The 21,914-nt window shown below is 67.8% G+C and carries 17 protein-coding genes; 11 read left to right on the plus strand and 6 right to left on the minus strand.

Annotated elements, in window-relative coordinates:
- The first annotated feature begins 176 nt into the window (after window positions 1–176).
- Both ACR9ZH_RS11455 and ACR9ZH_RS11460 read left to right on the plus strand, forming a co-directional pair.
- On the plus strand, window positions 177–2,666 hold the full coding sequence (locus ACR9ZH_RS11455) for a TonB-dependent receptor (RefSeq protein ID WP_481290875.1): 2,490 nt from the start codon (window positions 177–179) through the stop codon (window positions 2,664–2,666).
- Complete coding sequence (locus ACR9ZH_RS11460) at window positions 2,666–4,159, plus strand: CehA/McbA family metallohydrolase (protein ID WP_481290876.1); 1,494 nt, start codon at window positions 2,666–2,668, stop codon at window positions 4,157–4,159. The genes ACR9ZH_RS11455 and ACR9ZH_RS11460 overlap by 1 nt, the downstream gene beginning before the upstream one ends.
- A 125-nt stretch (window positions 4,160–4,284) precedes the next feature.
- Here the strand turns inward: ACR9ZH_RS11460 and ACR9ZH_RS11465 are convergent, their stop codons facing one another.
- Window positions 4,285–5,004 carry a ComF family protein gene (locus ACR9ZH_RS11465; protein ID WP_481290877.1) on the minus strand — a complete coding sequence of 240 codons (720 nt, stop codon included), beginning with the start codon at window positions 5,002–5,004 and terminating at the stop codon, window positions 4,285–4,287.
- A 15-nt stretch (window positions 5,005–5,019) separates the two neighbouring features.
- A complete protein-coding gene (locus ACR9ZH_RS11470; protein ID WP_481290878.1) occupies window positions 5,020–5,223 on the minus strand; it encodes a hypothetical protein in 204 nt (67 codons plus the stop codon).
- 139 nt (window positions 5,224–5,362) lie between these two features.
- Between ACR9ZH_RS11470 and bioB the strand changes: the two genes are divergently transcribed.
- Genes bioB through bioC form a run of 5 tightly spaced genes read left to right on the plus strand, consistent with a single transcriptional unit; the run spans window position 5,363 to window position 10,001 of the window.
- Entirely contained in the window at window positions 5,363–6,367 is a 1,005-nt protein-coding gene (gene bioB, locus ACR9ZH_RS11475) for a biotin synthase BioB (protein WP_481290879.1), read from the plus strand.
- The gene (locus tag ACR9ZH_RS11480) at window positions 6,364–7,581 is read left to right on the plus strand and encodes an aminotransferase class I/II-fold pyridoxal phosphate-dependent enzyme (protein WP_481290880.1); all 1,218 of its coding nucleotides are present in this window, start codon (window positions 6,364–6,366) and stop codon (window positions 7,579–7,581) included. Before bioB ends, ACR9ZH_RS11480 begins: the two co-directional genes overlap by 4 nt.
- Before the next feature lie 28 nt (window positions 7,582–7,609).
- Complete coding sequence (locus ACR9ZH_RS11485; protein WP_481290881.1) at window positions 7,610–8,347, plus strand: sulfurtransferase; 738 nt, start codon at window positions 7,610–7,612, stop codon at window positions 8,345–8,347.
- Entirely contained in the window at window positions 8,344–9,117 is a 774-nt protein-coding gene (bioH, locus tag ACR9ZH_RS11490; RefSeq protein ID WP_481290882.1) for a pimeloyl-ACP methyl ester esterase BioH, read from the plus strand. The genes ACR9ZH_RS11485 and bioH overlap by 4 nt, the downstream gene beginning before the upstream one ends.
- Window positions 9,114–10,001 (plus strand): malonyl-ACP O-methyltransferase BioC, encoded by an 888-nt coding sequence (gene bioC, locus ACR9ZH_RS11495; protein WP_481290883.1) that lies wholly within the window; start codon window positions 9,114–9,116, stop codon window positions 9,999–10,001. The genes bioH and bioC overlap by 4 nt, the downstream gene beginning before the upstream one ends.
- A 10-nt stretch (window positions 10,002–10,011) precedes the next feature.
- Here the strand turns inward: bioC and ACR9ZH_RS11500 are convergent, their stop codons facing one another.
- The 4 genes from ACR9ZH_RS11500 to ACR9ZH_RS11515 form a co-directional block, all read right to left on the minus strand.
- Window positions 10,012–10,875 (minus strand): DUF72 domain-containing protein, encoded by an 864-nt coding sequence (locus ACR9ZH_RS11500; RefSeq protein WP_481290884.1) that lies wholly within the window; start codon window positions 10,873–10,875, stop codon window positions 10,012–10,014.
- A 46-nt stretch (window positions 10,876–10,921) separates the two neighbouring features.
- Window positions 10,922–11,470, minus strand: coding sequence for a DNA-3-methyladenine glycosylase I (locus ACR9ZH_RS11505; protein ID WP_481290885.1), 549 nt, complete (start codon window positions 11,468–11,470; stop codon window positions 10,922–10,924).
- A 130-nt stretch (window positions 11,471–11,600) separates the two neighbouring features.
- Window positions 11,601–12,551 carry a threonine ammonia-lyase gene (locus tag ACR9ZH_RS11510; RefSeq protein ID WP_481290886.1) on the minus strand — a complete coding sequence of 317 codons (951 nt, stop codon included), beginning with the start codon at window positions 12,549–12,551 and terminating at the stop codon, window positions 11,601–11,603.
- On the minus strand, window positions 12,548–13,552 hold the full coding sequence (locus tag ACR9ZH_RS11515; protein WP_481290887.1) for an aldose epimerase family protein: 1,005 nt from the start codon (window positions 13,550–13,552) through the stop codon (window positions 12,548–12,550). The genes ACR9ZH_RS11510 and ACR9ZH_RS11515 overlap by 4 nt, the downstream gene beginning before the upstream one ends.
- A gap of 69 nt (window positions 13,553–13,621) precedes the next feature.
- On the opposite strand from ACR9ZH_RS11515, the gene pepN reads away from it, so the two are divergent.
- The 4 genes from pepN (at window position 13,622) to ACR9ZH_RS11535 (ending at window position 21,905) form a co-directional block, all read left to right on the plus strand.
- Window positions 13,622–16,270, plus strand: a complete 2,649-nt coding sequence (gene pepN / locus ACR9ZH_RS11520; RefSeq protein ID WP_481290888.1) for an aminopeptidase N — start codon at window positions 13,622–13,624, stop codon at window positions 16,268–16,270.
- A gap of 415 nt (window positions 16,271–16,685) precedes the next feature.
- Complete coding sequence (gene mnmG, locus ACR9ZH_RS11525; RefSeq protein ID WP_481290889.1) at window positions 16,686–18,560, plus strand: tRNA uridine-5-carboxymethylaminomethyl(34) synthesis enzyme MnmG; 1,875 nt, start codon at window positions 16,686–16,688, stop codon at window positions 18,558–18,560.
- Between the two features lie 161 nt (window positions 18,561–18,721).
- Window positions 18,722–19,480 (plus strand): RDD family protein, encoded by a 759-nt coding sequence (locus ACR9ZH_RS11530; protein ID WP_481290890.1) that lies wholly within the window; start codon window positions 18,722–18,724, stop codon window positions 19,478–19,480.
- 91 nt (window positions 19,481–19,571) lie between these two features.
- Window positions 19,572–21,905: a Tex family protein gene (locus ACR9ZH_RS11535; protein ID WP_481290891.1), complete on the plus strand. Its 2,334-nt coding sequence runs from the start codon at window positions 19,572–19,574 to the stop codon at window positions 21,903–21,905.
- The last annotated feature ends 9 nt before the right edge of the window (window positions 21,906–21,914 follow it).

The following is a 21,914-nucleotide window of genomic DNA, read 5'->3' on the forward strand; positions in this document are numbered from 1 at the left end:
CACCGATGACCATTTGTCTCGATTGAAATAGGGCCGTCATGAAAATTCAGCGATCCGGTCATCGCTGACGCATAAGTTTCCGAGGGTCGCGGACCCACGGAGTGGCCGCGGGCCGGCACAGCGTGCACGGTCCGGGGGGAGGGTGCGCGCAGCCCTTTCCCCGGAAGATACCCAACATGCGTAACACCCTGCTCAGCCGCGCCGTGCGCGCGGCGCTCCTAGGCGCGTTCCTCGTTTCCGCCGCCGCCCAGGCCCAGGACAGCAACCCCGAGAAGAAGACGACGGACCTCGACAACGTCGTCGTCACCGCGCGTTCTGGCGTCGAGACCCGCACCAAGGCAGAAACCAGCTATTCCATCACCACGATCGACGAGGACCGTCTGCGCATGCAGGCCCCCACCAGCGTCACCGAAGCGGTGAAGTCGGTGCCGGGCTTCTGGGTGGAGTCCTCCGGCGGCGAAGCCTCGGGCAACATACGCGCGCGCGGCATCCCGGTGGACGGCTACGGCTCGGTCACCCTGCTCGAAGACGGCATTCCGGTGCAACACGATCCCGCACTGGGTTATCTCAACGCCGACCAGGCCTTCCGCCTCGACGAAACGATCGAGCGCGTCGAAGTGGTCCGCGGCGGCCCCTCGTCGATCTTCTATTCGAACGCGCCGGCCGGTGCGATCAACTTCATCCCGCGCAAGGTCGGCGACACGCCGGAAGGCCTGGTGAAGTACACGGTCGGCAACTACTCGCTGAACCGTCTCGATTTCTGGTACGGCACGCCCATCGGCAGCGGCTGGAAGCTCGGCGTCGGCGGCTTCTGGCGCGTGGACGATGGCATCCGCCGCCCGCAGTTCCACGCGGACGATGGGGGTCAGTTGCGCGCCACGCTGTCGAAGGAACTCGAGCATGGCGACATCAGCTTCGACGTGAAGCATATGGACGACAAGGTCGCCCTGTACCTCGGCATCCCGATGCGCACGAACGCCAACGGCGACATCCGTCCGGTACCGGGCTTCAACGGCAACTACGGCACCCTCGCCGGCCCCGAGACCGAGCACGTGCTGATGCGCAAGGGCGACGGCAGCCTCTATAACTTCGACAACGACGAAGGTACCCACGTAAAGCGCACGCAGGTGTCGTTCAAGTTCGACCACGACCTCGGCGACGACTGGAAGCTGGCCGAGTCGATGCGTTACAGCACCACCGACACGCAGCGCAACGGCGTGTTCCCCAACGCCCTGCAGAGCGCCAGTTCCTTCATCGCCCAGGACACCAAGCGGCTCACCGCCATCCCGGGTGCCACCGGCCTGCAGTTCCGCTACGTGGACAACCCCTCGCAGGTGTTCAACGTGGCCAACCAGAACGGCAACGGCCTGGTGGTGACCGAAGGCCTGCGTGGCGTGACCATGCCCGTGGACGAGTTCATCAACGACACGCGCGTGCTGCGCAAGTTCGAGTTCGGCGACCAGAGCCACGACGTCACCTTCGGCTATTACCATGCGAACTTCGAGCAGGACTTCGACCGCTACTCGTCGACCATGCTGACCGACGCGACCGACAATGCCCGCGTGCTCGACCTGGTGGGTGTGGACGCGAACGGCAACGTGCTTGGCTCGCTCACCGATCACGGCATCTACCGCTACGGCTACGAGTGGGAACACGCCAGCGGCAAGTCCAACACCAACGCCTTCTACGCCTCCGACGAGTGGCAGGTGACCCCGGAGCTGCGCATCGACGGCGGCCTTCGCTACGAGAAGGTCAACGTGCAGGGTTATACGGAAGGCAAGCAGACCGTCGACATCGGCGGCTCACCGGCGGCCACCACGGTCCTCACGGGTAACGGCGTGTTCACCCACTACGACCAGTCGTTCGACAAGACCGGCTGGACCCTGGGTGCGAACTGGCAGTTCTCGCCGCGCCAGGGCCTGTTTGCCCGCTGGACCTCGGCCTTCCGCTTGCCGAACCTCAGCACCTACATCACCAGCCCGACAGCCACGCCGCTGCTACAGACGATGGACCTGGCCGAGGCCGGTTGGAAGTACAGCGACCGCTTCATGGACCTGTACGCGACGGCCTTCTACACGAAATACGACAACGTCAGCTTCACCAACAACGTCTTCGACCGCAACGGCAACACTTCCACGCCGCAGACCGGCTTCGCCAGCACGAAGACCTATGGCCTGGAACTGGAAGGCACGCTGTACCCGACCAAGTGGTTCGACGTGCAGTTCAACGCCACTCTGCAGGATCCGAAGTACAAGGGCCTGAGCTATACCGACGTGGTCGCCAACGCGCCGGTGCTGCGCGACTACGACGACAACCAGCTCATCCGCGTGCCGAAGGTCAGCTACCGCATCGTGCCGGGCGTCAACCTGCTCGACGGCCGCCTGCGCCTGCAGGTGTCGTACGAGCACGAAGGCAAGCGCTACGTCGATACCGCGAACACGGTGGTGCTGCCGTCATACCACGTGGTCGGCGCCAGCGCCCGCTACGATGCCACGCAACAGCTGTCCTTGTTCCTCTATGCCGACAACATCACCAACTCGCTGGGCCTGACCGAGGGCAATCCGCGTGCCGGCGAATTGCTGAGTTCGGATGCGGGCGCGAATACGTTCATCGCCCGCCCGCTGCTCGGGCGCTCGTTCCGCCTCGCCGCGATGTACCGGTTCTGATGCGCGCGCTGCTCGCTATCCTGATCCTTTGCTTCGCCGTCACTGGTGTGGCGGCGGAGCGGGCGCCGGACCTGGTCCTTCGGGGCCAGCTGTCCGGCGCGGACCAGCACACCTATCGCGAACTGCCGTTCGACGTACCCCAGGGCACGTCGCGTATTACGATCGACTTCGATTACACCGGGCACGAGGAACGGACCACGATCGACCTGGGGCTGCTGGGCCCGGGCGGCTTCGAGGCACAGGACGGATTCCGTGGCTGGAGCGGCGGCGGCAAGCGGCGCTTCACGGTATCGGCCACGGACGCCACGGCCTCCTACCTGCCCGGCGCCATCGAGCCGGGCAAGTGGCGCCTGCTGCTCGGCATACCGAACATCCGCCCCGCTTCGAAGGCCGCCTATACCGCGAAGATCTGGCTTTCGCGCGACGATGAAAGGTTCGGTCCGGAACACGGCCTCGCGACGCCGCTTGCCACGGACGACCGCTGGTATCGCGGCGACCTGCACATGCACTCGGCGCACAGCGACGGCGGTTGCCTGAACCTGTCGAAGACGAAGAAAGTGCCTTGCCCGCTGTTCCTCACCGTCACCTCGGCGGCGAAACGCGGCCTCGACTTCATCGCGGTGTCCGACCACAACACGATGTCGCAGGTGTCCGGGCTTCGGGAGATGCAGGCGTATGTCGACACGATGCTGCTGATCCCCGCCCGCGAGGTCACCACGTTCGAGGGACACGCCAACCTGTTCGGCGTCTCCCGCACGGTGGACTTCCGCGTGGGCAGCAAGGAGGTTCCGGACTGGAACGCCCTGCTGGCCGATGTCGCCCGTGCGCACGGCGTGATCTCGATCAACCATCCGCGCCGGCCAAACGACGAAACCTGCATGGGTTGCGGCTTCACCCCGAAGAAGCCGGTGGACATGCATGGCTTCCAGGCGATCGAAGCGATCAACGGCACCGATGCGCAACGCGCCGATACCGGCATACCGTTCTGGGAGAAGCAGCTGAACGAGGGTCTGCACATCACGGCCATCGGCGGCAGCGACAGCCATATCGGCGCCGACGATCCACGCGACGCCTTCGCCGGGACGATCGGCACGCCGACCACGGTGGTGCATGCACACGAACTTTCCATGGAAGGCATCCTCGACGGCATTCGCGCCGGGCACGTGTTCGTGGATGCGGAAGGGACACGCGACCGTTCGCTCGAGATCGTCGCCAGCGCGGGTACCGCGCTGGCCGGCATGGGCGACGCGATCCCGGTGGCGAACGGCGCAATGCTGCATGTGGCCGTGCACACCAACGCGGTGCAGGGCCAGGTTGTCGCCGTCACGGTGGATGGCGCGCCGCTGGCCAGCGCAGGCCAGACGATCCCTCCGGACGGCAAGGTCTCGTTCGACTGGACCGGCGACGGCAAGGCACACTGGCTGCGCGTGGACATCCGTTCGCAGGATGGGAAGCTGCTGATCCTGGGCAACCCAATCTACGTAAACCACTGACTCCAAGCACGCCGTTTAGCGTGGGAAGTGCGCTGGCGCGCGAACGGTCCTGGCCGCAAGCACCCATCCACGCGCCAGCGCGCTTCCCACACGCACATGCTTCCCGCACGCGCTTCCGACCAAGCCTAGCGGTGCTGCGGCAACGGCGTCCGCGCCAATGCCCACACATCCACGCGTTCCACTCCCGCCGCAAGCAAGACCCGCGCGCACTCCCCCAGCGTCGCCCCGGTCGTCATCACGTCGTCGACGATCGCCACATGTTTCTGTGCCGGCACGCGCCTTACAGCGAACGCTGCGCGAACATTGGTGGCGCGTGCGGCGGCATCGAGTTCGGTCTGCGCGTCCGTCCTGCGGGCGCGCCCGAGGATATCGGGCGCGATCGGCACGCCAAAACGCCTCGCCAATGGCCGGGCCAGTTCCAGTGCCTGGTTGTATCCGCGCTGGCGCAGCCGGCTGACATGCAGCGGCACGGGCACCAGAAGACCGGGCATGAGGGGCGGAAGGCCGGAGGACAGCCAGCACGCGGAAAGCACGCGTCCCGCGGCGAGACTGCCGGAGAACTTGAAGCGGCTTTCGAGGACGTCGAGCGGCCAGGCGTAGACGAAGGGAGCCCAGACGTCATGCCACGGCGGCGGCATCCGCTGGCATTGTCCGCAGATCGGCGTCGTCGATGGCAGGGGAAGCGCGCAGCGACCGCAGCAGGCGATGTTACGCACGAGGACCCGCCGGCAACCGTCGCACAACTCCAGACTGCCACTGCCGTGCCCATCGCAGACGAGACAACGCGGCGGCAGGACGAACCGCCCCGCCGCCGCCAGCCATGCCATGAACCGGGACGCGTCCATGCGTCTTCGACAACCTCAGTCGCGCCGGTACATGGCCGCGTCGACGATCGACCACAGGTGGATGATCCAGCCCAGCCAGATCACCCACAGCACCGCGGCAAGCACGAACATGATCAGCGCCTTGAAGACGCGACCCTGCACCAGCTGCCCCAGGCCGGGGATGAAAAAACTGCAGATCGCGGCAAGCACGTTGCCGGTGCTGCCCTGTCCATTGCTCATGCACACGTCTCCTCGGAAATCACGACGGCCATCGTACGGCAGGCGGCGACGAAGCAATGTAAACCTGTAGGGTGTCGTTAAGGTTGACAGCGGCCTACGAGGTTTCCACACTTCGCGCCTTCGCCCCCGGGAAACCACCATGACCGCAGCCCTACGCCACGACTGGTCCCGCGACGAGGTCGAGCGCCTTTTCGCCTTGCCGTTCAACGACCTGCTCTTCCAGGCCCAGACCGTCCACCGGCAGTACCACGATCCCAATGCCGTGCAGGTCTCGACCCTGCTTTCGATCAAGACCGGCGGCTGCCCCGAGGATTGCGCCTACTGCCCGCAGGCGGCGCGCTACGCGACGGGTGTGAAGGCTGAGAAGCTGATGAGCGTGGAAGCCGTACTCGCGAAGGCGCAGGCGGCGAAGGACGCCGGCGCCAGCCGCTTCTGTATGGGTGCCGCCTGGCGCTCGCCGAAGGACCGCGACGTGGCCAAGGTGGCCGAGATCGTGAGCGCGGTGAAGTCGCTCGGGCTGCAGACCTGCGCCACCCTGGGCATGCTGACCCAGCCGCAGGCCGACACGCTGAAGGCGGCCGGCCTCGACTTCTACAACCACAACCTGGATACCTCGCCCGACTTCTACGGCGAGATCATCCATACGCGTGAGTACCAGGATCGCCTGGACACGCTGGAACATGTGCGCGAGGCCGGCCTGAAGACCTGCTGCGGCGGCATCGTGGGCATGGGCGAGTCGCGCGCGCAGCGCGCCGGCCTGCTCGCCACCCTGGCGAACCTACCCGAGCACCCGGAATCGGTGCCGATCAATCGCCTCGTGCAGGTCGCCGGCACCCCGCTGGCCGGGACGGAAGCGCTCGATCCGTTCGAGTTCGTGCGCAGCATCGCCGTCGCGCGCATCCTCATGCCGGCCTCGGTCGTGCGCCTTTCGGCCGGACGCGAAACGATGGACGACGCCTTGCAGGCGCTGTGCTTCGCCGCCGGTGCCAATTCGATCTTCTACGGCGAGAAGCTGCTTACCACGGGCAATCCCGACGTGGAGCACGACCGCCAGCTGTTCGCGCGGCTCGGCCTGAAGCCCATGGAAGTGGAGATCGAGCCCGGCACCGTTCACGCCGACATCGTCGAGCCCGCCGAGGCGTGAACCGGCCGGACCTACTCGCCCGCCTGGAAGGCGCACGCGCCGCGCGGGAACAGGCGGGACTGCTGCGCCGGGCCCGCACGTGCGACGCCCTCGGTGGCCGCCGCTTCGTGGACGGACGGGCGCTGACGGACTTTTGCGGCAACGACTACCTCGGCCTTGCGGGGCACCGCGACCTGGTCGCGGCGCTGTCGCGAACCGCCGCGGCGGAAGGCGTGGGCACCGGCGCGGCGCACCTGGTGTCGGGCCACCGCGGCGAACACGCGGCGCTCGAGGAAGAGCTCGCCGACTGGACGGGGCGCGAGCGCGCCCTGCTTTTTTCCACCGGGGTGATGGCAAACCTCGGCGCCCTGCAAGCCTTGCTCGGCGCAGACACCCTCCCCGTTTGGGGGCGCGGTTCGGCGCTTTGCGTGCAGGACCGGCTCAACCACGCCAGCCTGATCGACGGCGCGCAACTGGCCGGTGCCGAGCTGCGCCGCTACCCGCATGGCGATGCCGAAGGCGCGGCGCGCCAGCTCGATGCACGGAGCGGACTTCCCGCGCTGGTCGCCACCGATGGCGTGTTCAGCATGGACGGCGACGTGGCGCCGCTGCAGGCATTGGCTGGCATCTGCCGCGCACGCGGTGCCCTGCTCTACGTCGACGACGCGCATGGGCTCGGCGTGCTTGGCGACCAGGGTGCCGGCTCGGTGAGCGCGGTCGGCCTCGGCGTGGCCGACGTGCCGGTGCTCATGGGCACGCTCGGCAAGGCCCTGGGCTGCGCCGGCGCCTTCGTCGCGGGGGATGCCGCGGTGATCGAAGGCATCGCTCAATTCGCCCGCACCTACGTTTACACGACGGCGATGCCCGCGGCGCTGGCGGCCGCGACGCGCGCCGCCGTCCGCTTGGCCCGCTTCGACCGCGACGGGCGCCGCGAGCGGCTGGCGGAGAACATCACCCGTTTCCGCGCGGGCGCCGCCCAGCTGGGCCTGCCGCTCCTGCCATCCGGCACGGCGATCCAGCCCGTGCTGATGGGGACGCCGGCGGCCGCGACGGACGCCGCCGCCACGCTGGAGGCCGCGGGTTTCCTGGTGGCGGCGATCCGTCCTCCGACCGTGCCGCGCGGTGGGGCCCGCCTGCGCATCACCCTCTCGGCGCTGCACACGCCCGGCCGCATCGACGCGCTCCTGGACGCCCTCGCGCGCCTGCCCCGCCCCCTCGAGAGCGCCGTCGTATAATGACCGGTCGCATTCCCCGGGCCCGCCCATGACGATCCTCAACATCTCCGCCTACAAGTTCGTCGGGCTCGACGAGCTTGCGAGCCTGCGGGAGCGGATCGCCGAGCGCTGCGAGGCGCTCGCGTTGAAGGGAACGATCCTGCTCGCCCCGGAAGGCATCAACCTGTTCCTGGCCGCACCCCGCGAAGCCGTCGAGACCTTCGTCGACTGGCTGCGCGAGGACCCGCGCTTCGCCGACATCGTGCCGAAGGAGAGCCTCTCCACGGAGCTGCCGTTCGCACGCATGCGCGTACGCCTGAAGAAGGAAATCATCACCATGCGTGCGCCGGCCATCCGTCCTGCGGAAGGGCGTGCGCCGCACGTGTTGCCGACCGACCTGCGCCGCTGGCTCGACCAGGGCCACGACGACGACGGCCGGCCGGTCGTGCTGCTCGACACACGCAACGATTACGAAGTGGCCGCCGGCACGTTCGAGAACACCGTGGCCTATGGACTGTCCAGCTTCACCGGTTTCCCTGCCGCGGTCGCTGCCGATCGCGAGCGCTTCGAAGGCAAGACGGTGGTCTCGTTCTGCACCGGCGGCATCCGCTGCGAAAAGGCCGCCATCCACATGCGCGAGATCGGCATCGAGCACGTGTACCAGCTCGAAGGCGGCATCCTGAAGTACTTCGAGGACGTCGGGGGCGCCCACTGGCGCGGCGATTGCTTCGTCTTCGACGGACGCGGCGCGCTCGATCCCTCGCTGACGCCGAGCAGCGCGGCATGAGCGGACTTCACATCGAAACCCATGGCAGCGGCGCGATACCGCTGGTGATGATCCATGGCTGGGCCATGCACGGCGGCATCCTCGCGCCGCTGGTCGAGGCCCTGGCAGAGCGCTGCACCGTGTACGCGGTGGACCTGCCGGGCCATGGTTACTCTTGCCAGTCCAATATCCCGCTCGAGCCCCTGGCCTGCGCCCGCGCCATCGCCTCGGAGACGCCACCGGCGGCCTGGCTCGGCTGGTCGATGGGCGGACTGGTCGCCTTGACCGCCGCACTCGAGTTGCCCGACGCCGTAAGCATGGTCGTACCGATGTGCTCCACCCCTCGCTTCGTCCGCAGCGAAGACTGGCCCTACGGGAACGACGCCGCAATGGTGCGCCAGCTCGCCGCGGACCTCGAGGCCGACTACAAGGCCACCGTGGAACGCTTCATCGCCCTCGAAGCCATGGGCAGCGCCGATCCGCGCGCCGAGGCGCGGCGGCTGAAGGAGGAAGCGTTCTCCCGCGGCGAACCCGATCCGCGCGTGCTCATGGAAGGCATACGTCTGCTCGAGGCCACCGACCTTCGCCCGCGGCTTCCGGCGATCCGCCAGCCCAGCCTCTGGATAGCCGGGCGGCGCGACCGCATAGTGCATCCCGAGGCGATGCGCTGGTCCGCCGAGGCAGCGGGCGGCCAGTTCGAGGAGATCGCGCATGCGGGACACGCCCCCTTCATCGGACACGCGACGGTGGTGGCCGATGTCCTGACCCGGTTCATCGACACACACTCATGAGCGACTTCCATTTCGACCGGCGCCAGGTCCGACGCAACTTCGGCCGCGCCGCAGGCACCTACGAAAAGCACGACGCGCTCCAGCGCGAGGTGCAGGCCACCCTGATCGACCGCCTGGACGTCTACGAACAGGCAGCGGAGGTGGTGCTGGACGTCGGCGCCGGTACGGGCCGCGGCAGCGCCGCGCTGAAGAAGCGCTATCCGAAGGCGCAGGTGATCGCCGTCGACCTTGCCTTGCCGATGCTCAAACAGGCGAAGCAGCACGTGGGCTGGCTCAAGCCGTTCGGCCGTGTCGTCGCGGACGCCTATACGCTGCCCGTGCCCGACCACAGCGTGGATGTGCTGTTTTCGAACCTCTGTTTCCAGTGGTGCGAGGACCTGCCCCGCCTCTTCGCGGAGTGCGCGCGCGTGCTGAAGCCGGGCGGCCTGCTTACCTTCTCCACCTTCGGCCCCGACACGCTGAAGGAACTGCGCGCCGCGTGGGCGGAAGCGGATCAGCAGGCCCACGTGGCCCGCTTCCTCGACATGCACGACGTGGGCGACGCGATGCTCGCGCAAGGCCTGCGCGATCCCGTGCTGTTCGCCGAGCGTTACACGCTCACCTACCCGACCCCACGCGCGCTCCTGGACGAGTTGAAGGGACTCGGTGCGAACAATGCGGATGCCGACCGCCCGCGCGGCCTCACCGGCAAGCAGGATTACCGCCGCATGATCGACGCCTACGAGGCCCTGCGCAGCGACGGCGTCATTCCTTCCACCTGGGAAGTGGTGACGGCCCACGCGTGGGGGCCGCCCGCGGGCCAGTCACGCCGCGAAGGCGGCGGCGAGATCGCGAGCTTCCCGATCGAGAACCTGCGCGGATCGCGACGCAAGACGCCGTTCTGATCCTTCGTGGTCACAGTTTCCGCGTGAGCGTGTGGGCATCCCGTGGCGCCTTCACCTTTGCGTCGTTGTCGAAGTACACGTAGACGTCGCGCGAGGCGCGCTTCGGCGGCGCCGTCCGGCTGATGCGCGGATCCTTTCCCGGTTGCGCCCCGCGCCGCCACGCGCGGATGCGGTGCGCCCACTCATCCAGCGTCTCGTCGCCGTAGCCGCTCGCGTAGAGCTGCTTGTCTCCGTGCAGGCGCACATAGACGAACGGCGCCGTCACGTCGAAATAGCGCGGAAATTTGCCTGCCGTGTCCGCGACCACGAAGGCGACGCCGTACTTGCGCAGGAGGGCGATGAAAGCGGGATCGACGAAGCTTTCGTGGCGGATCTCGACGGCATGACGCAGTCGATGGCTCCGTGCGACCTCCAGGTAAGGCTCGCGCTTCAGGTGCGTATCGTGGCCGCGCCCCATCCTGGCGGCCTCCGCGGACGTACGTGGCAGCATCGCGAGGAAGCTCTCGAACAGATCGGGATCGAAGCGGAAATTTGGCGGAAACTGCCAGAGGATCGGACCGAGTTTTTCGCGCAGGGCAAGCACCCCGGAGGCGAAGAAGTTCGCCATGGGCTTCTCGATGTTCCGCAGGCGCTTGTTATGGGTGATGAAGCGCGGGCCTTTCACGGCGAAGACGAAGCCGCGCGGCGTGTCCGCATACCACGAGGCGTAGCTTTCCGGCCGTTGCAGCGAATAGAACGACCCGTTGATCTCGATCGTGGGGAATTCGCGCGAAGCGAACGCGAGCTCGTCCCGCTGGACGAGATCCTTCGGATAGAAGACGCCACGCCACGGGGCATAGCGCCAGCCGGAGATGCCAATCCTTGTCTTAGCCATGCGCGCATGGCAGCGCGCCGGCGGTGCAGCGAGGGTGAATACGGCGTCAGCGGCGGCGAAAACATTCAACGACGTGATCGTCGACCATGCCGGCCGATTGCATCGTCGCGTAGCAGATCACGCTGCCGGCAAAGCGGAATCCGCGCCGTCGGAGGGCCGCGCTCATGCGATCCGATGCTTCGTCGGAAACGGGCATCGGCTCGCCCTCCCTGCGCATGTTCACCTTGGGCACACTGCCCGCGAACGCCCAGAGGAAGGCCGAAAACGAGCCCTCGTCCTCGATGATGCGCAGGGCGATGCGTGCGTTGGAGCGGATCGCCTCGAGCTTGAGGCGATTGCGGATCACGCCACGATCCGCCCGAACCGCGGCCAGCTCCGCGTCGCTCATGGCGGCGACGCGGGCGATGTCGAACCCGTGGAACGCGCGGCGGAACGCCTCGCGCTTGGTCAGTACGATGCGCCAGGCCAGGCCTGCCTGCACGCCTCGCAGCGCCAGTTTCTCGAAGAGAAACCGGTCGTCGTGGACAGGGACACCCCATTCGGTATCGTGATAGACGCGTTCCGCGTCGCTCTGCTCGGCCCATGCACAACGCATAGCCACCTCGCATCTTCCCAGAAGGAGCGAGGAGGTTATCGTTGCACTTTTTGCGTGGATGTCCGCTCGCAACGTGCGCCCATGTGCGCATACGCGTTATCCGTGTTGGGCGTCACCCACAGCACGCCCGCTATCGCCAGGGCAACGCATCCAGGTCGACGTTGCCGCCCGTGAGCACCGCTCCGACGCGGCGTCCGGCGAAATATTGCGGATAACGCAAGGCGGCCGCCAGAACGGTCGCGCTCGACACTTCCACGACGATGCGCAGCTCGCTCCAGAGGAGCTTCATCGCAGCGATCGCCTCGGCATCGCTCACCCGCAGCACCGCGACACCGTGATCGCGCAGGGCATGGAAGTTCGGCTCGCCGATCAGCGTGCGCAGGCCGTCGCAGACCGTGTCGGCCACGAACGGGCCCACGCGTGAGCCGGACTCCAGCGAGCGCGCCGCGTCGTCGGCTCCTTCCGGCTCCGCACCGAACAACGCGATGCCCGGGTCGAGACCATGCGCGGCGATCGAGCAGCCGGATGCGAGTCCGCCGCCACCGACAGGAAACAGCACGGTATCCAGCCCGGGAACCTGGCGGAAGAGTTCCGGTACCAGCGTGCCCTGCCCGGCGATCACCCGCGCATCGGCGTAAGGGTGCACGAGGGTGGCGCCGGTGGCGGCCTGCACCTCGGCCGCCGCTGCCTCGCGCGCCGCGGTATTGGGTGCGCAGCGATGCACCGTCGCGCCAGCCGCGACGATCGCGTCCACCTTCGCCTTCACCGCGCCTTCGGGCACCACCACGTGCGCAGGTATGCCCCGCGTGCGGGCGGCCATCGCAAGCGCGTTGCCGTGGTTCCCGGACGAGTGCGTGACGACGCCGTTCGCCGCTTCCTCGTCCGTCAGCGCCCACACCGCATTGGTGGCGCCACGGAACTTGAAGGCGCCGCCGCGCTGCAGGTTCTCGCACTTGAACACGATCGGCGCGCCCAGCAGCGCGTCGATGCGATCGCTGCGCAGCACGGGCGTGACCAACGCATGCGGCGCGATGCGCGCTGCGGCGTCGCGGATCTCCGCGAAGCTGGGCAGTGCGCTCACTGGTCGAACTCCACGCCGCAGACGAAGCGGCGCTCCTGGCCCGGGCCCAGCGTGACCAGTGGCGTGCAGTCGTCGCGGTTGAAGGCATCGGCCATGCATTCCATCGGCTCGAGCGCCACGGACTTGCGCGCGTCGCGCTCGGCGGTGTCGGACGTGAAGACGAGCATCACGCCTTTCTCCTGCCACACGGCGATGCCCGCGCCGCTCTTCGGATCACGCATGCGCGTGCGCGCCCGGCCATCCGCGTCAAGCTGGAGATCGGCGTAAGTGTGGTTCAGCTGCATGTCGCCGATGGCGCGTGCCTTGCGGAAATCCACGCTGGGCTCGGCCTTGTCCAGCGACTGCCAGGCGCGCGTTCCGGGCAAGGGGATGAAGTCCTCGCCCGTGGCGATCACGGTATCGGCGGGAACGTGCAGTTCCCACCCTTCGATCGGATTGTCCGAGAGACGGAAGTACGGGTGCCAGCCGAAGAAGGTCGGCGCGGCATGCTCGCCTACGTTTCGCGTCTTCGCCTCGACCGTCAGCCCCTTGTCGTCGAGCGTGAAGGTGACGGTCACGTCGAGCGCGAACGGATAGCCCGGATGCGCATCGGGGCGGATCGCCTGGGTGAACAGCGTGACGAAAGCATGGTCGTCGTCGGCATGCTCGCGCTGGACGTCGAACAGTTCCCCGCGGAGGAAGCCGTGACGGATCGCACGATCCGCGCCGACGGCTCCTGGCTGCAAATCGTAGGACTTTCCTTCAAACGTGTAGCGGGCGCCGTCCACCCGGTTGGCGAACGGCGCCATGATCGCGAAGCGCGATCCCTTATGGCCCAGCAGCTCCTTCTCGTCGCGGAAGCCGTCGGCGATGTCGCGCCGCGCCTCGGGCGAACAGGTGACGATCGACAGGACGGTGGCGCCGCGGCGGGCGATGCGGACCTCCCGGTCCGCGTCCGCGTCGACCAGCACCACCAGTTCCTGGGCGCCCAGAACCGAGCGCGTGACGGTGAAACGAGACATGGATGCCTTCCTTTTGACGGATTCGGACGCATGTTAGCCTGCCATCAGACCAAATAACGCCGTGCCGCCATGAGCGATCGTTCCGACGCCCCCACCTCCGTCATCCGCCTCGCCGACTACCGGCCGCCGGCCTGGACCGTCGAACACGTGGACCTGGCGTTCGACCTCGGGATAGACCGCACCGAGGTCGCGGCCACGTTCGAGGTGGTGCGTCATGCCGACGAGCCCGTGCGCCTCAACGGCGAGGGCCTGGAACTGCTCGAGCTATCCGTGGACGGCCGGCGCCTGGGCGACGGCGAATACATCCTGGCCAACGGGATCCTCGAGGTCGCCGTCGACGCCGACCGCTGCATCCTCGCCACCCGCGTGGCCATCCACCCGGCGGAAAACACCGCGCTGGAAGGCCTCTACCTCTCGGGCAGCCGGGACAAGGGGTTCCTGCTGACCCAGTGCGAGGCCGAGGGCTTTCGCCACATCACCTTTTTCCCGGATCGCCCGGACGTGCTTTCCAGGTATACGGTGACGCTCCGCGCCGACAAGCAGCGCTTTCCGGTGCTCCTGGCGGGCGGCAACCCCGATGGATCGGGCGACCTGGACGGCGGCCGGCACTGGGCACGCTTCGTCGATCCGCATCCGAAGCCCAGCTATCTCTTCGCCGTGGTTGCCGGCCGGCTCGAGCGGATCAGCCACGACTACACCACTGCCGACGGCCGTGCCGTCGCGCTGCACATCTGGGCCGAAGCCGACGTCATCGATCGCTGCGGCTATGCCATGGATTCGCTGATCCGTTCGATGCAGTGGGACGAGCGCGCCTACGGGAGAAATTACGACCTCGACGTATTCCACGTCGTCGCCACGCACGATTTCAACATGGGCGCGATGGAGAACAAGGGACTGAACATCTTCAACGCGAAGTACCTGCTCGCGGATCCGGACTCGAGCACGGACGACGAATACCGTCACGTCGAGGCCGTGGTCGCTCACGAGTACTTCCACAACTGGAGCGGCAACCGCGTCACCTGCCGCGACTGGTTCCAGCTCAGCCTGAAGGAAGGGCTCACCGTGTTCCGCGAGCAGAGCTTCTCCGCGGACATGAATTCGGCGCCGCTGAAGCGCATCGAGGACGTCGCACTGCTGCGCCGCGCGCAGTTCCCCGAGGACGCCGGTCCGCTGTCGCACCCGGTGCGCCCGTCGCAATACAGCGAAATCAACAATTTCTACACGGCCACGGTCTATGAGAAAGGCTCGGAACTGGTGCGCATGCTCGCCGGCCACCTCGGCCCCGACGGCTTCCGCAAGGGCATGGACCTGTATTTCGAGCGGCACGACGGGCAGGCCGCGACCATCGAGGATTTCCTCCGGGCACTCGGCGACGCGAACGGCGCCGACCTCACGCCTTATCTCGCCTGGTACGGGCAGGCGGGCACGCCGCGCCTGACGGCGGAGGGCCGTTTCGATGCCGCGCAACGCCGCTACCGTCTCACGCTGCGCCAGCGCACGCCGGCCACGGCAGGGCAACCGGCCAAGCAGGCCCTGCCGATCCCGGTGCGGCTGTCGCTGTTCGACCGTTCGGGTGCCGCCCTGCCGCTGCGCCTCGAGGGCGAAAGCAGCGCCACGGCCACGGAACGCACCGTGGTGCTCGACGGCGCCGAGCGAAGCTTCGTGTTCGAGGACATCGACGCCGCGCCGGTACCTTCCCTGCTGCGCGGCTTCTCCGCGCCGGTGATCCTCGAATGCGATTACCTGCCGGGCGAGCTGGCCATCCTGCTGCGCCACGACGCGGACGGGTTCAACCGCTGGGAAGCCGGACAGCAGCTTGCCGGCCTGGCCTACGACGACTGCCGGGACGGCAACGTGGACGGCTCGGCCCTGCGAGCCTGGACCCGCGCCCTGACCGAGCTGTTCGCCGACGGCAGCGTGGACGACGCGCTGCTGGCCGAACTGCTGACGCCCCCGGGCGAAATCGAACTCGTGGAACGCCAGCCGGAGCGCGACCCGGAGCGTATCCGCATCGCCCGGCAGGCGATGTTGCGCGCCCTGGCCCGGCGCATCGGCGCGGACGCGCTACGCGAGCGCTACGAGCAGCTGCGGGCCACGGCTAGCGCCGCACTGGATGCGCCGGCCCAGGCACGCCGCCAGCTGAAGCGCCGCCTCCTCGATCTGCTCGCCCTGGTCGACCCCGAGGGCACGGTGGTGCGGGCCAGGGCCCAATACGAGCAGGCGCCGGCCATGACCGACCGTCTCGCTGCGCTGACCACGCTCGCGACCTACGCCCCGTCGTCGGCCGACGAGCCCATCGCGCATTTCCGCCGGCGCTACGAAGGGAATGCCCTGGCCTTGGACAAATGGTTCGCCATGCAGGCGCTGTTGCCGGGTGCCGACGCGCTCGCGCGCGTCCAGGCGCTGGAGGGCGATCCGGCCTTCACCCTGAAGAACCCCAACCGCGTGCAATCGCTCCTCGGCAGCTTCGCCCGCGCCAACCCGACCGGCTTCCATCGCGCGGACGGCGCCGCCTACCGCTGGCTGGCAGACCGGCTGGTGAGCATCGATGCCTTGAATCCCCAGGTGGCCGCCAGGCTCGCCACGGCCTTCAACGGCTGGAAGCGCCTTGAGCCGGTGCGCCGGGAAGCAGCCCATGCCGTGGTCGCGGGACTTGCTGCACGGACCGATCTTTCCCGCGATCTCACCGATATCCTGGGCCGTGTCGCGCTCGGCTAGGACGATGTGGGAGAGAAACTGACGTACTGCGTCACCAATTGCCGAAACCGAGTACGTTCTTGACGTAAAAGTCACACACGGTTCATTCGGAAAGTGTACTGTTGGGCCCAACGAAGAAAGCCGCGGCCAAAGCCGCGGCTCTTCGTGCCGATCACTCGGTTTCTGGCGCCCGGCAGCACGGTCATCCTGGATTCCCCCTGTTCCTGAGACCGCCGGGCGCCAGATCTCATTCGTCGAACCGAATGGGGCGTCCGTGCCCGCATCCCGCTTCCTTCGTCCGGCACACGGCCAAACCCCTGCGTCTGGCCTCGGCGCGCGGATGATCGCGCTGCGTCTGCCCGGAAGAAGTGCATGCACTATCAAGCACGAGCCATGCCACCCCAAGGGTGACGGCAGGGCGTAAAATCCTCCCACCATGCTGCATAACGAAACCTACGACGTCATCGTGGTCGGTGGCGGACACGCCGGCACCGAAGCCGCCCTCGCCTCCGCCCGCGCCGGGGCGCGCACGCTGCTGCTCAGCCACAACATCGAGACGATCGGCCAGATGAGCTGCAACCCGGCCATCGGCGGCATCGGCAAGGGCCACCTGGTCAAGGAGATCGACGCCTTGGGTGGCGCCATGGGCCTGGCCGCGGATCGCGCCGGCATCCAGTGGCGCACGTTGAATGCCTCGAAGGGGCCCGCCGTGCGGGCCACGCGCTGCCAGGCCGACCGTGCCCTGTACAAGGCCGCCATCCGCTCGATGGTGGAGGCGCAGCCGAACCTCGTACTGTTCCAGCAGGCGGTGGACGACCTGATCCTCATTGGCGGCCGCGTGGCCGGCGTGCGCACGCAGATGGGCCTGGATTTCCAGGCGCCGGCGGTGGTGCTCACCGCGGGCACCTTCCTGGCCGGCAAGATCCACATCGGGCCGGCACAGTATGCCGGCGGTCGCGCAGGCGATCCGCCCGCCTCGACGCTGGCCGCCAGGCTGCGCGAACTGCCCGTCGCGGCCGACCGGCTCAAGACCGGCACGCCGCCGCGCATCGACAGCCGCAGCATCGACTTCTCGGTGCTGGACGAGCAGCCGGGCGACGACCCGATGCCGCACTTCTCCTTCATGGGATCGGCCGCCGACCATCCGCGCCAGGTCAGCTGCTGGATCACCCACACCACCGAGGCCACCCACGAGCTCATCCGCGGCTCGCTGGATCGCTCGCCCTTGTACAGCGGCCAGATCGAAGGCGTGGGCCCGCGCTATTGCCCATCCATCGAGGACAAAGTTGTCCGCTTCGCCGACAAGACCTCGCACCAGATCTTCGTGGAACCGGAAGGGCTCGATACCTTCGAAATCTACCCGAACGGCATTTCCACCTCGCTTCCGTTCGACGTGCAGTACGCCCTCGTCCGCTCGATTCCGGGCTTCGAGCGCGCGCACATCACACGCCCCGGGTACGCCATCGAGTACGACTATTTCGATCCACGCGGATTGCACCCCTGGCTCGAGACGAAGGCTATCCCGGGCCTGTATTTCGCCGGGCAGATCAACGGCACCACGGGTTACGAGGAAGCGGGCGCGCAAGGCCTCGTCGCCGGCATGAACGCCGCGCTGTCCACGCGCGGCGAGGCGCCCTGGTATCCGCGCCGCGACGAGGCTTACATCGGCGTGCTGATCGACGACCTGACGACCAACGGCACCATCGAGCCCTATCGGATGTTCACCTCGCGCGCCGAATACCGGCTGCACCTTCGCGAGGACAATGCCGACCTGCGCCTCACGCCGCAGGGCCATGCGCGCGGCGTGGTGTCCGACGAGCGCTTCCGGCGCCTCGAGGCCAAACGCGAAGCCGCCGAGCGCGAAGGCGCGCGCCTGCGCGGGCTCTGGGCGGCTCCGGGCAATGCGCTCGGCGCGGCGATCGAGCGCTCGCTCGGTATCGCGGTGAGCCGCGAGACGCATGCCCTCGACCTGCTCCGCCGTCCGGAACTGGATTACGCCACCCTCACCACCGTGCCCGAACTCGGGCCGCCGGTGGACGACGCCGAAGTCGCCACCCAGGTGGAAGTGCAGGCGAAGTATTCTGGCTACCTCGAGCGTCAGCGCGAAGAGATCGAGCGCCAGCGTCACCACGAGTCCACCGCGATTCCCGAAGGTTTCGACTACGACCGCGTCCGCGGCCTGTCGGCGGAAGTGCTGGTGAAGCTGAAGCGTTCGCTTCCCGCCACCATCGGCCAGGCCTCGCGCATCAGCGGCGTGACGCCGGCGGCGATTTCGCTGCTGCTCGTCCACCTGAAACGACGGGCGGCGTAGGAGCGCGCCTGGCGCGCGACAGCTTTTGAGGCCGTGCCTGCGGGCTGGTGCGCGAGCATTCAGACTGAGTCGAAGAGCTGTCGCGCGCAGGCGCGCTCCTACGCGCTATTAGCGCCATCTGGCATCATTCGGGCATCGACGTAGCGAGCGGAAGGCACACCATGCAGGTTTGGATCGGACGGAACGGCGAGCGCTTCGGCCCTTATGAAGAAGGTGAAGTCCGGCAGTGGCTGCGCGACGGCACCTGTCGTCCGGAGGAGCTGGGCTGGTACGAGGGCATGACGGACTGGCGTCCTCTCGGCGAACTGTTCCCGGACGAGCGGCCTGCCGCGGGCACCGTGCCGCCGATGCCCCCATCCCCGCCGCCTTTCCTGGGCGTGACGGACGTTGCGGAACCCGAATACGCCGGGTTCTGGCTGCGCTTTGGCGCCTGGGTGATCGACTATCTGATCCTGATGGTGCCCTTCACCGTGATCAGCCTGGGCATGGGCCTCGGCGCGGCCATGACGGCACTGCTCGGCCAGTTCGAGAAGGACCAGGCCGCCGCGCTCACCGCGTACGCCGCCGCCGTGCAGCCGATCACCTATGTCCTGCTGACGATCGGCTTCATCTACTACGCTTTCTTCGAAAGTTCGAAGTGGCAGGCCACGCCGGGCAAGATGGCTGTCGGCATCCGCGTCACCGATACCGAGGGCCGCCGCATCAGCGTGGGCCGCGCGGCGGGCCGCAACGCCATTCGCCTGGTGAATGCCTTCACCTTCCTCGTGCCGATGGTCTTCTACGTCACCGCCGCGTTCACCCGGCGCAAGCAGGGCGTGCATGATCTCCTGGCGAGCACCTATGTGCTGACCGGGCGCGCCGAGAAGACGGTGGCGATGCCTGCTCCCCGCAGCGGTCCGGGCGGCAGTTTCGACGCCTGAGGCCAGCCCCCTTCGCGCGCCAGCGCGCTTCCCGCGAGGGTCTTCCCCGCGCTTGCTATCATCGGCAGTCCGGCAAGTCACAAGAAGACCCATGCAGAGCATCGAACAACGTATTGCCCAGGACATCGCCGCGAAGCCCGAACAGGTGCGTGCGGCGGTGGAGCTCCTCGACGGCGGCGCCACCGTGCCGTTCATCGCGCGCTACCGCAAGGAAGTGACCGGCGGCCTCGACGACACCCAGCTGCGCCTGCTCGAGGAGCGGCTGCGCTATCTGCGCGAACTCGAGGACCGCCGCGCCGCGATCCTGGACAGCATCGCCGAGCAGGGCAAGATGACCGACGCGCTGCGCGCGGACATCCTCAGCGCCGACACCAAGGCGCGACTGGAAGACCTCTACCTGCCTTACAAGCCCAAGCGCCGCACCAAGGCACAGATCGCCCGGGAAGCGGGTCTCGAGCCGCTGGCGCTGGGCCTGCGCGAGGATCCCACGCTGGATCCGGAAACGTTCGCCGCCGGCTTCGTCGATGCGGAGAAGGGCGTCGCCGACACCCGGGCCGCGCTGGACGGCGCACGCGCCATCCTCATGGAAGCGATCGCCGAGGACGCCGCGCTGGTCGGCGAACTCCGCGACTGGCTCTGGGAGAAGGGGCAGATCCGCGCCACCGTGGTCGCCGGCAAGGAGAACGAAGGCGCGAAGTTCCGCGACTATTTCGACCACGTGGAACCGATCGCGAAGATCCCCTCGCACCGCTTGCTCGCGCTGATGCGCGCACGCAACGAAGGCGTGCTCGAGATCGACCTCAATCCGGGCGTCGATGCCGACCAGGGACATGCCGAAGGCGAAGGCCGCGTCGCCGCACGTGCCGGCATTATTGATCGCGGCCGTGCCGCCGATGCGTGGCTGCGCGAGACCGTGCGCCTCACCTGGCGCGTGAAGCTGCACCTGCACCTCACGCTCGACCTCTTCGGCCGCGTGCGCGAAGGCGCGGAAGACGAAGCCATCCGCGTGTTCGGCGAAAACCTCAAGGACCTCCTGCTCGCGGCGCCCGCCGGCGCGAAGACCGTCATGGGCCTCGACCCCGGCATCCGCACCGGCTGCAAGATCGCCATCGTCGACGCCACGGGCAAGCTGCTGGCCCACGACACGATCTACCCGCACGAGCCGCGCAACCAGTGGGACCAGTCCATCGCGCGGATCGCCCAGCTGTCGAAGCAACACGGCGTGGACCTCGTCGCGATCGGCAACGGCACCGCCTCGCGCGAAACCGACAAGCTCGTCGGCGAAGTCATGCGCAAGCACGCCGACCTCGGCCTGTCCAAGATCGTGGTGAGCGAAGCCGGTGCGTCGGTGTATTCCGCGTCCGAACTCGCCGCGAAGGAATTCCCGGATCTGGACGTCTCGATCCGCGGCGCCGTCTCCATCGCGCGCCGCCTGCAGGATCCGCTCGCTGAGCTGGTGAAGATCGAGCCCAAGGCGATCGGCGTGGGCCAGTACCAGCACGACGTGAACCAGGTGAAGCTGGCCCGCGCGCTAGACGCGCGCGTCGAGGATTGCGTGAACGCGGTCGGCGTCGACGTGAACACGGCTTCCGCGCCGTTGCTCGCGCGCGTGGCCGGCCTGTCGGCCAGCGTGGCCGAGAACGTGGTGAAACATCGCGATGCGAACGGCCCCTTCCCCAGCCGCAAGGACCTGCTCAAGGTGCCCCGCCTGGGCGACAAGGCCTTCGAGCAATGCGCGGGCTTCCTGCGCATCACCGGCGGCAGCAATCCGCTGGACGCCAGTTCCGTCCATCCCGAGGCGTATCCCGTCGTTGAACGGATCCTCAAGCAGTGCGGCCGGGAAGTGAAGCAGGTCATCGGCGATACCGCCTTCCTGCGTGGCCTGAAGGCCGATGAGTTCACCGACGACACCTTTGGCCTGCCGACGGTCCGCGACATCCTCAAGGAACTGGAAAAGCCCGGACGCGATCCGCGTCCTGAATTCGTGGCGCCCAGCTTCGCCGAGGGCGTCGAGGACCTGAAGGACCTCAAAGTCGGCATGGTCCTGGAAGGCCGCGTGACCAACGTGGCGGCGTTCGGCGCCTTCGTCGACATCGGCGTGCACCAGGACGGCCTCGTCCACGTCTCGGCGCTCTCGCACACCTTCGTCAAGGACCCGCGCGACGCGGTGAAGGCCGGCGACATCGTCAAGGTCAAGGTGATGGAGGTCGACCTCCCGCGCAAGCGCATCGCCCTCAGCATGCGCCTGGACGACGTGCCGGGCGAAGCCCGGAGCGGACGCCCCGCCCAGCGCGACGAAACGCCGGGCGGCGGTAACCGGCGAGGCGGCGGCCCAGGCGGCCGGCCGGCGCAGCCGCCGAAGGCGGCCCCCGCGCCAGCCAACAGCGCCTTTGCCGACGCCTTTTCCCGCGCGCTTAAGAAATAACTGAGGCCT

The sequence above is a fragment of the Luteibacter sp. SVR4-7G genome (assembly GCF_056755555.1).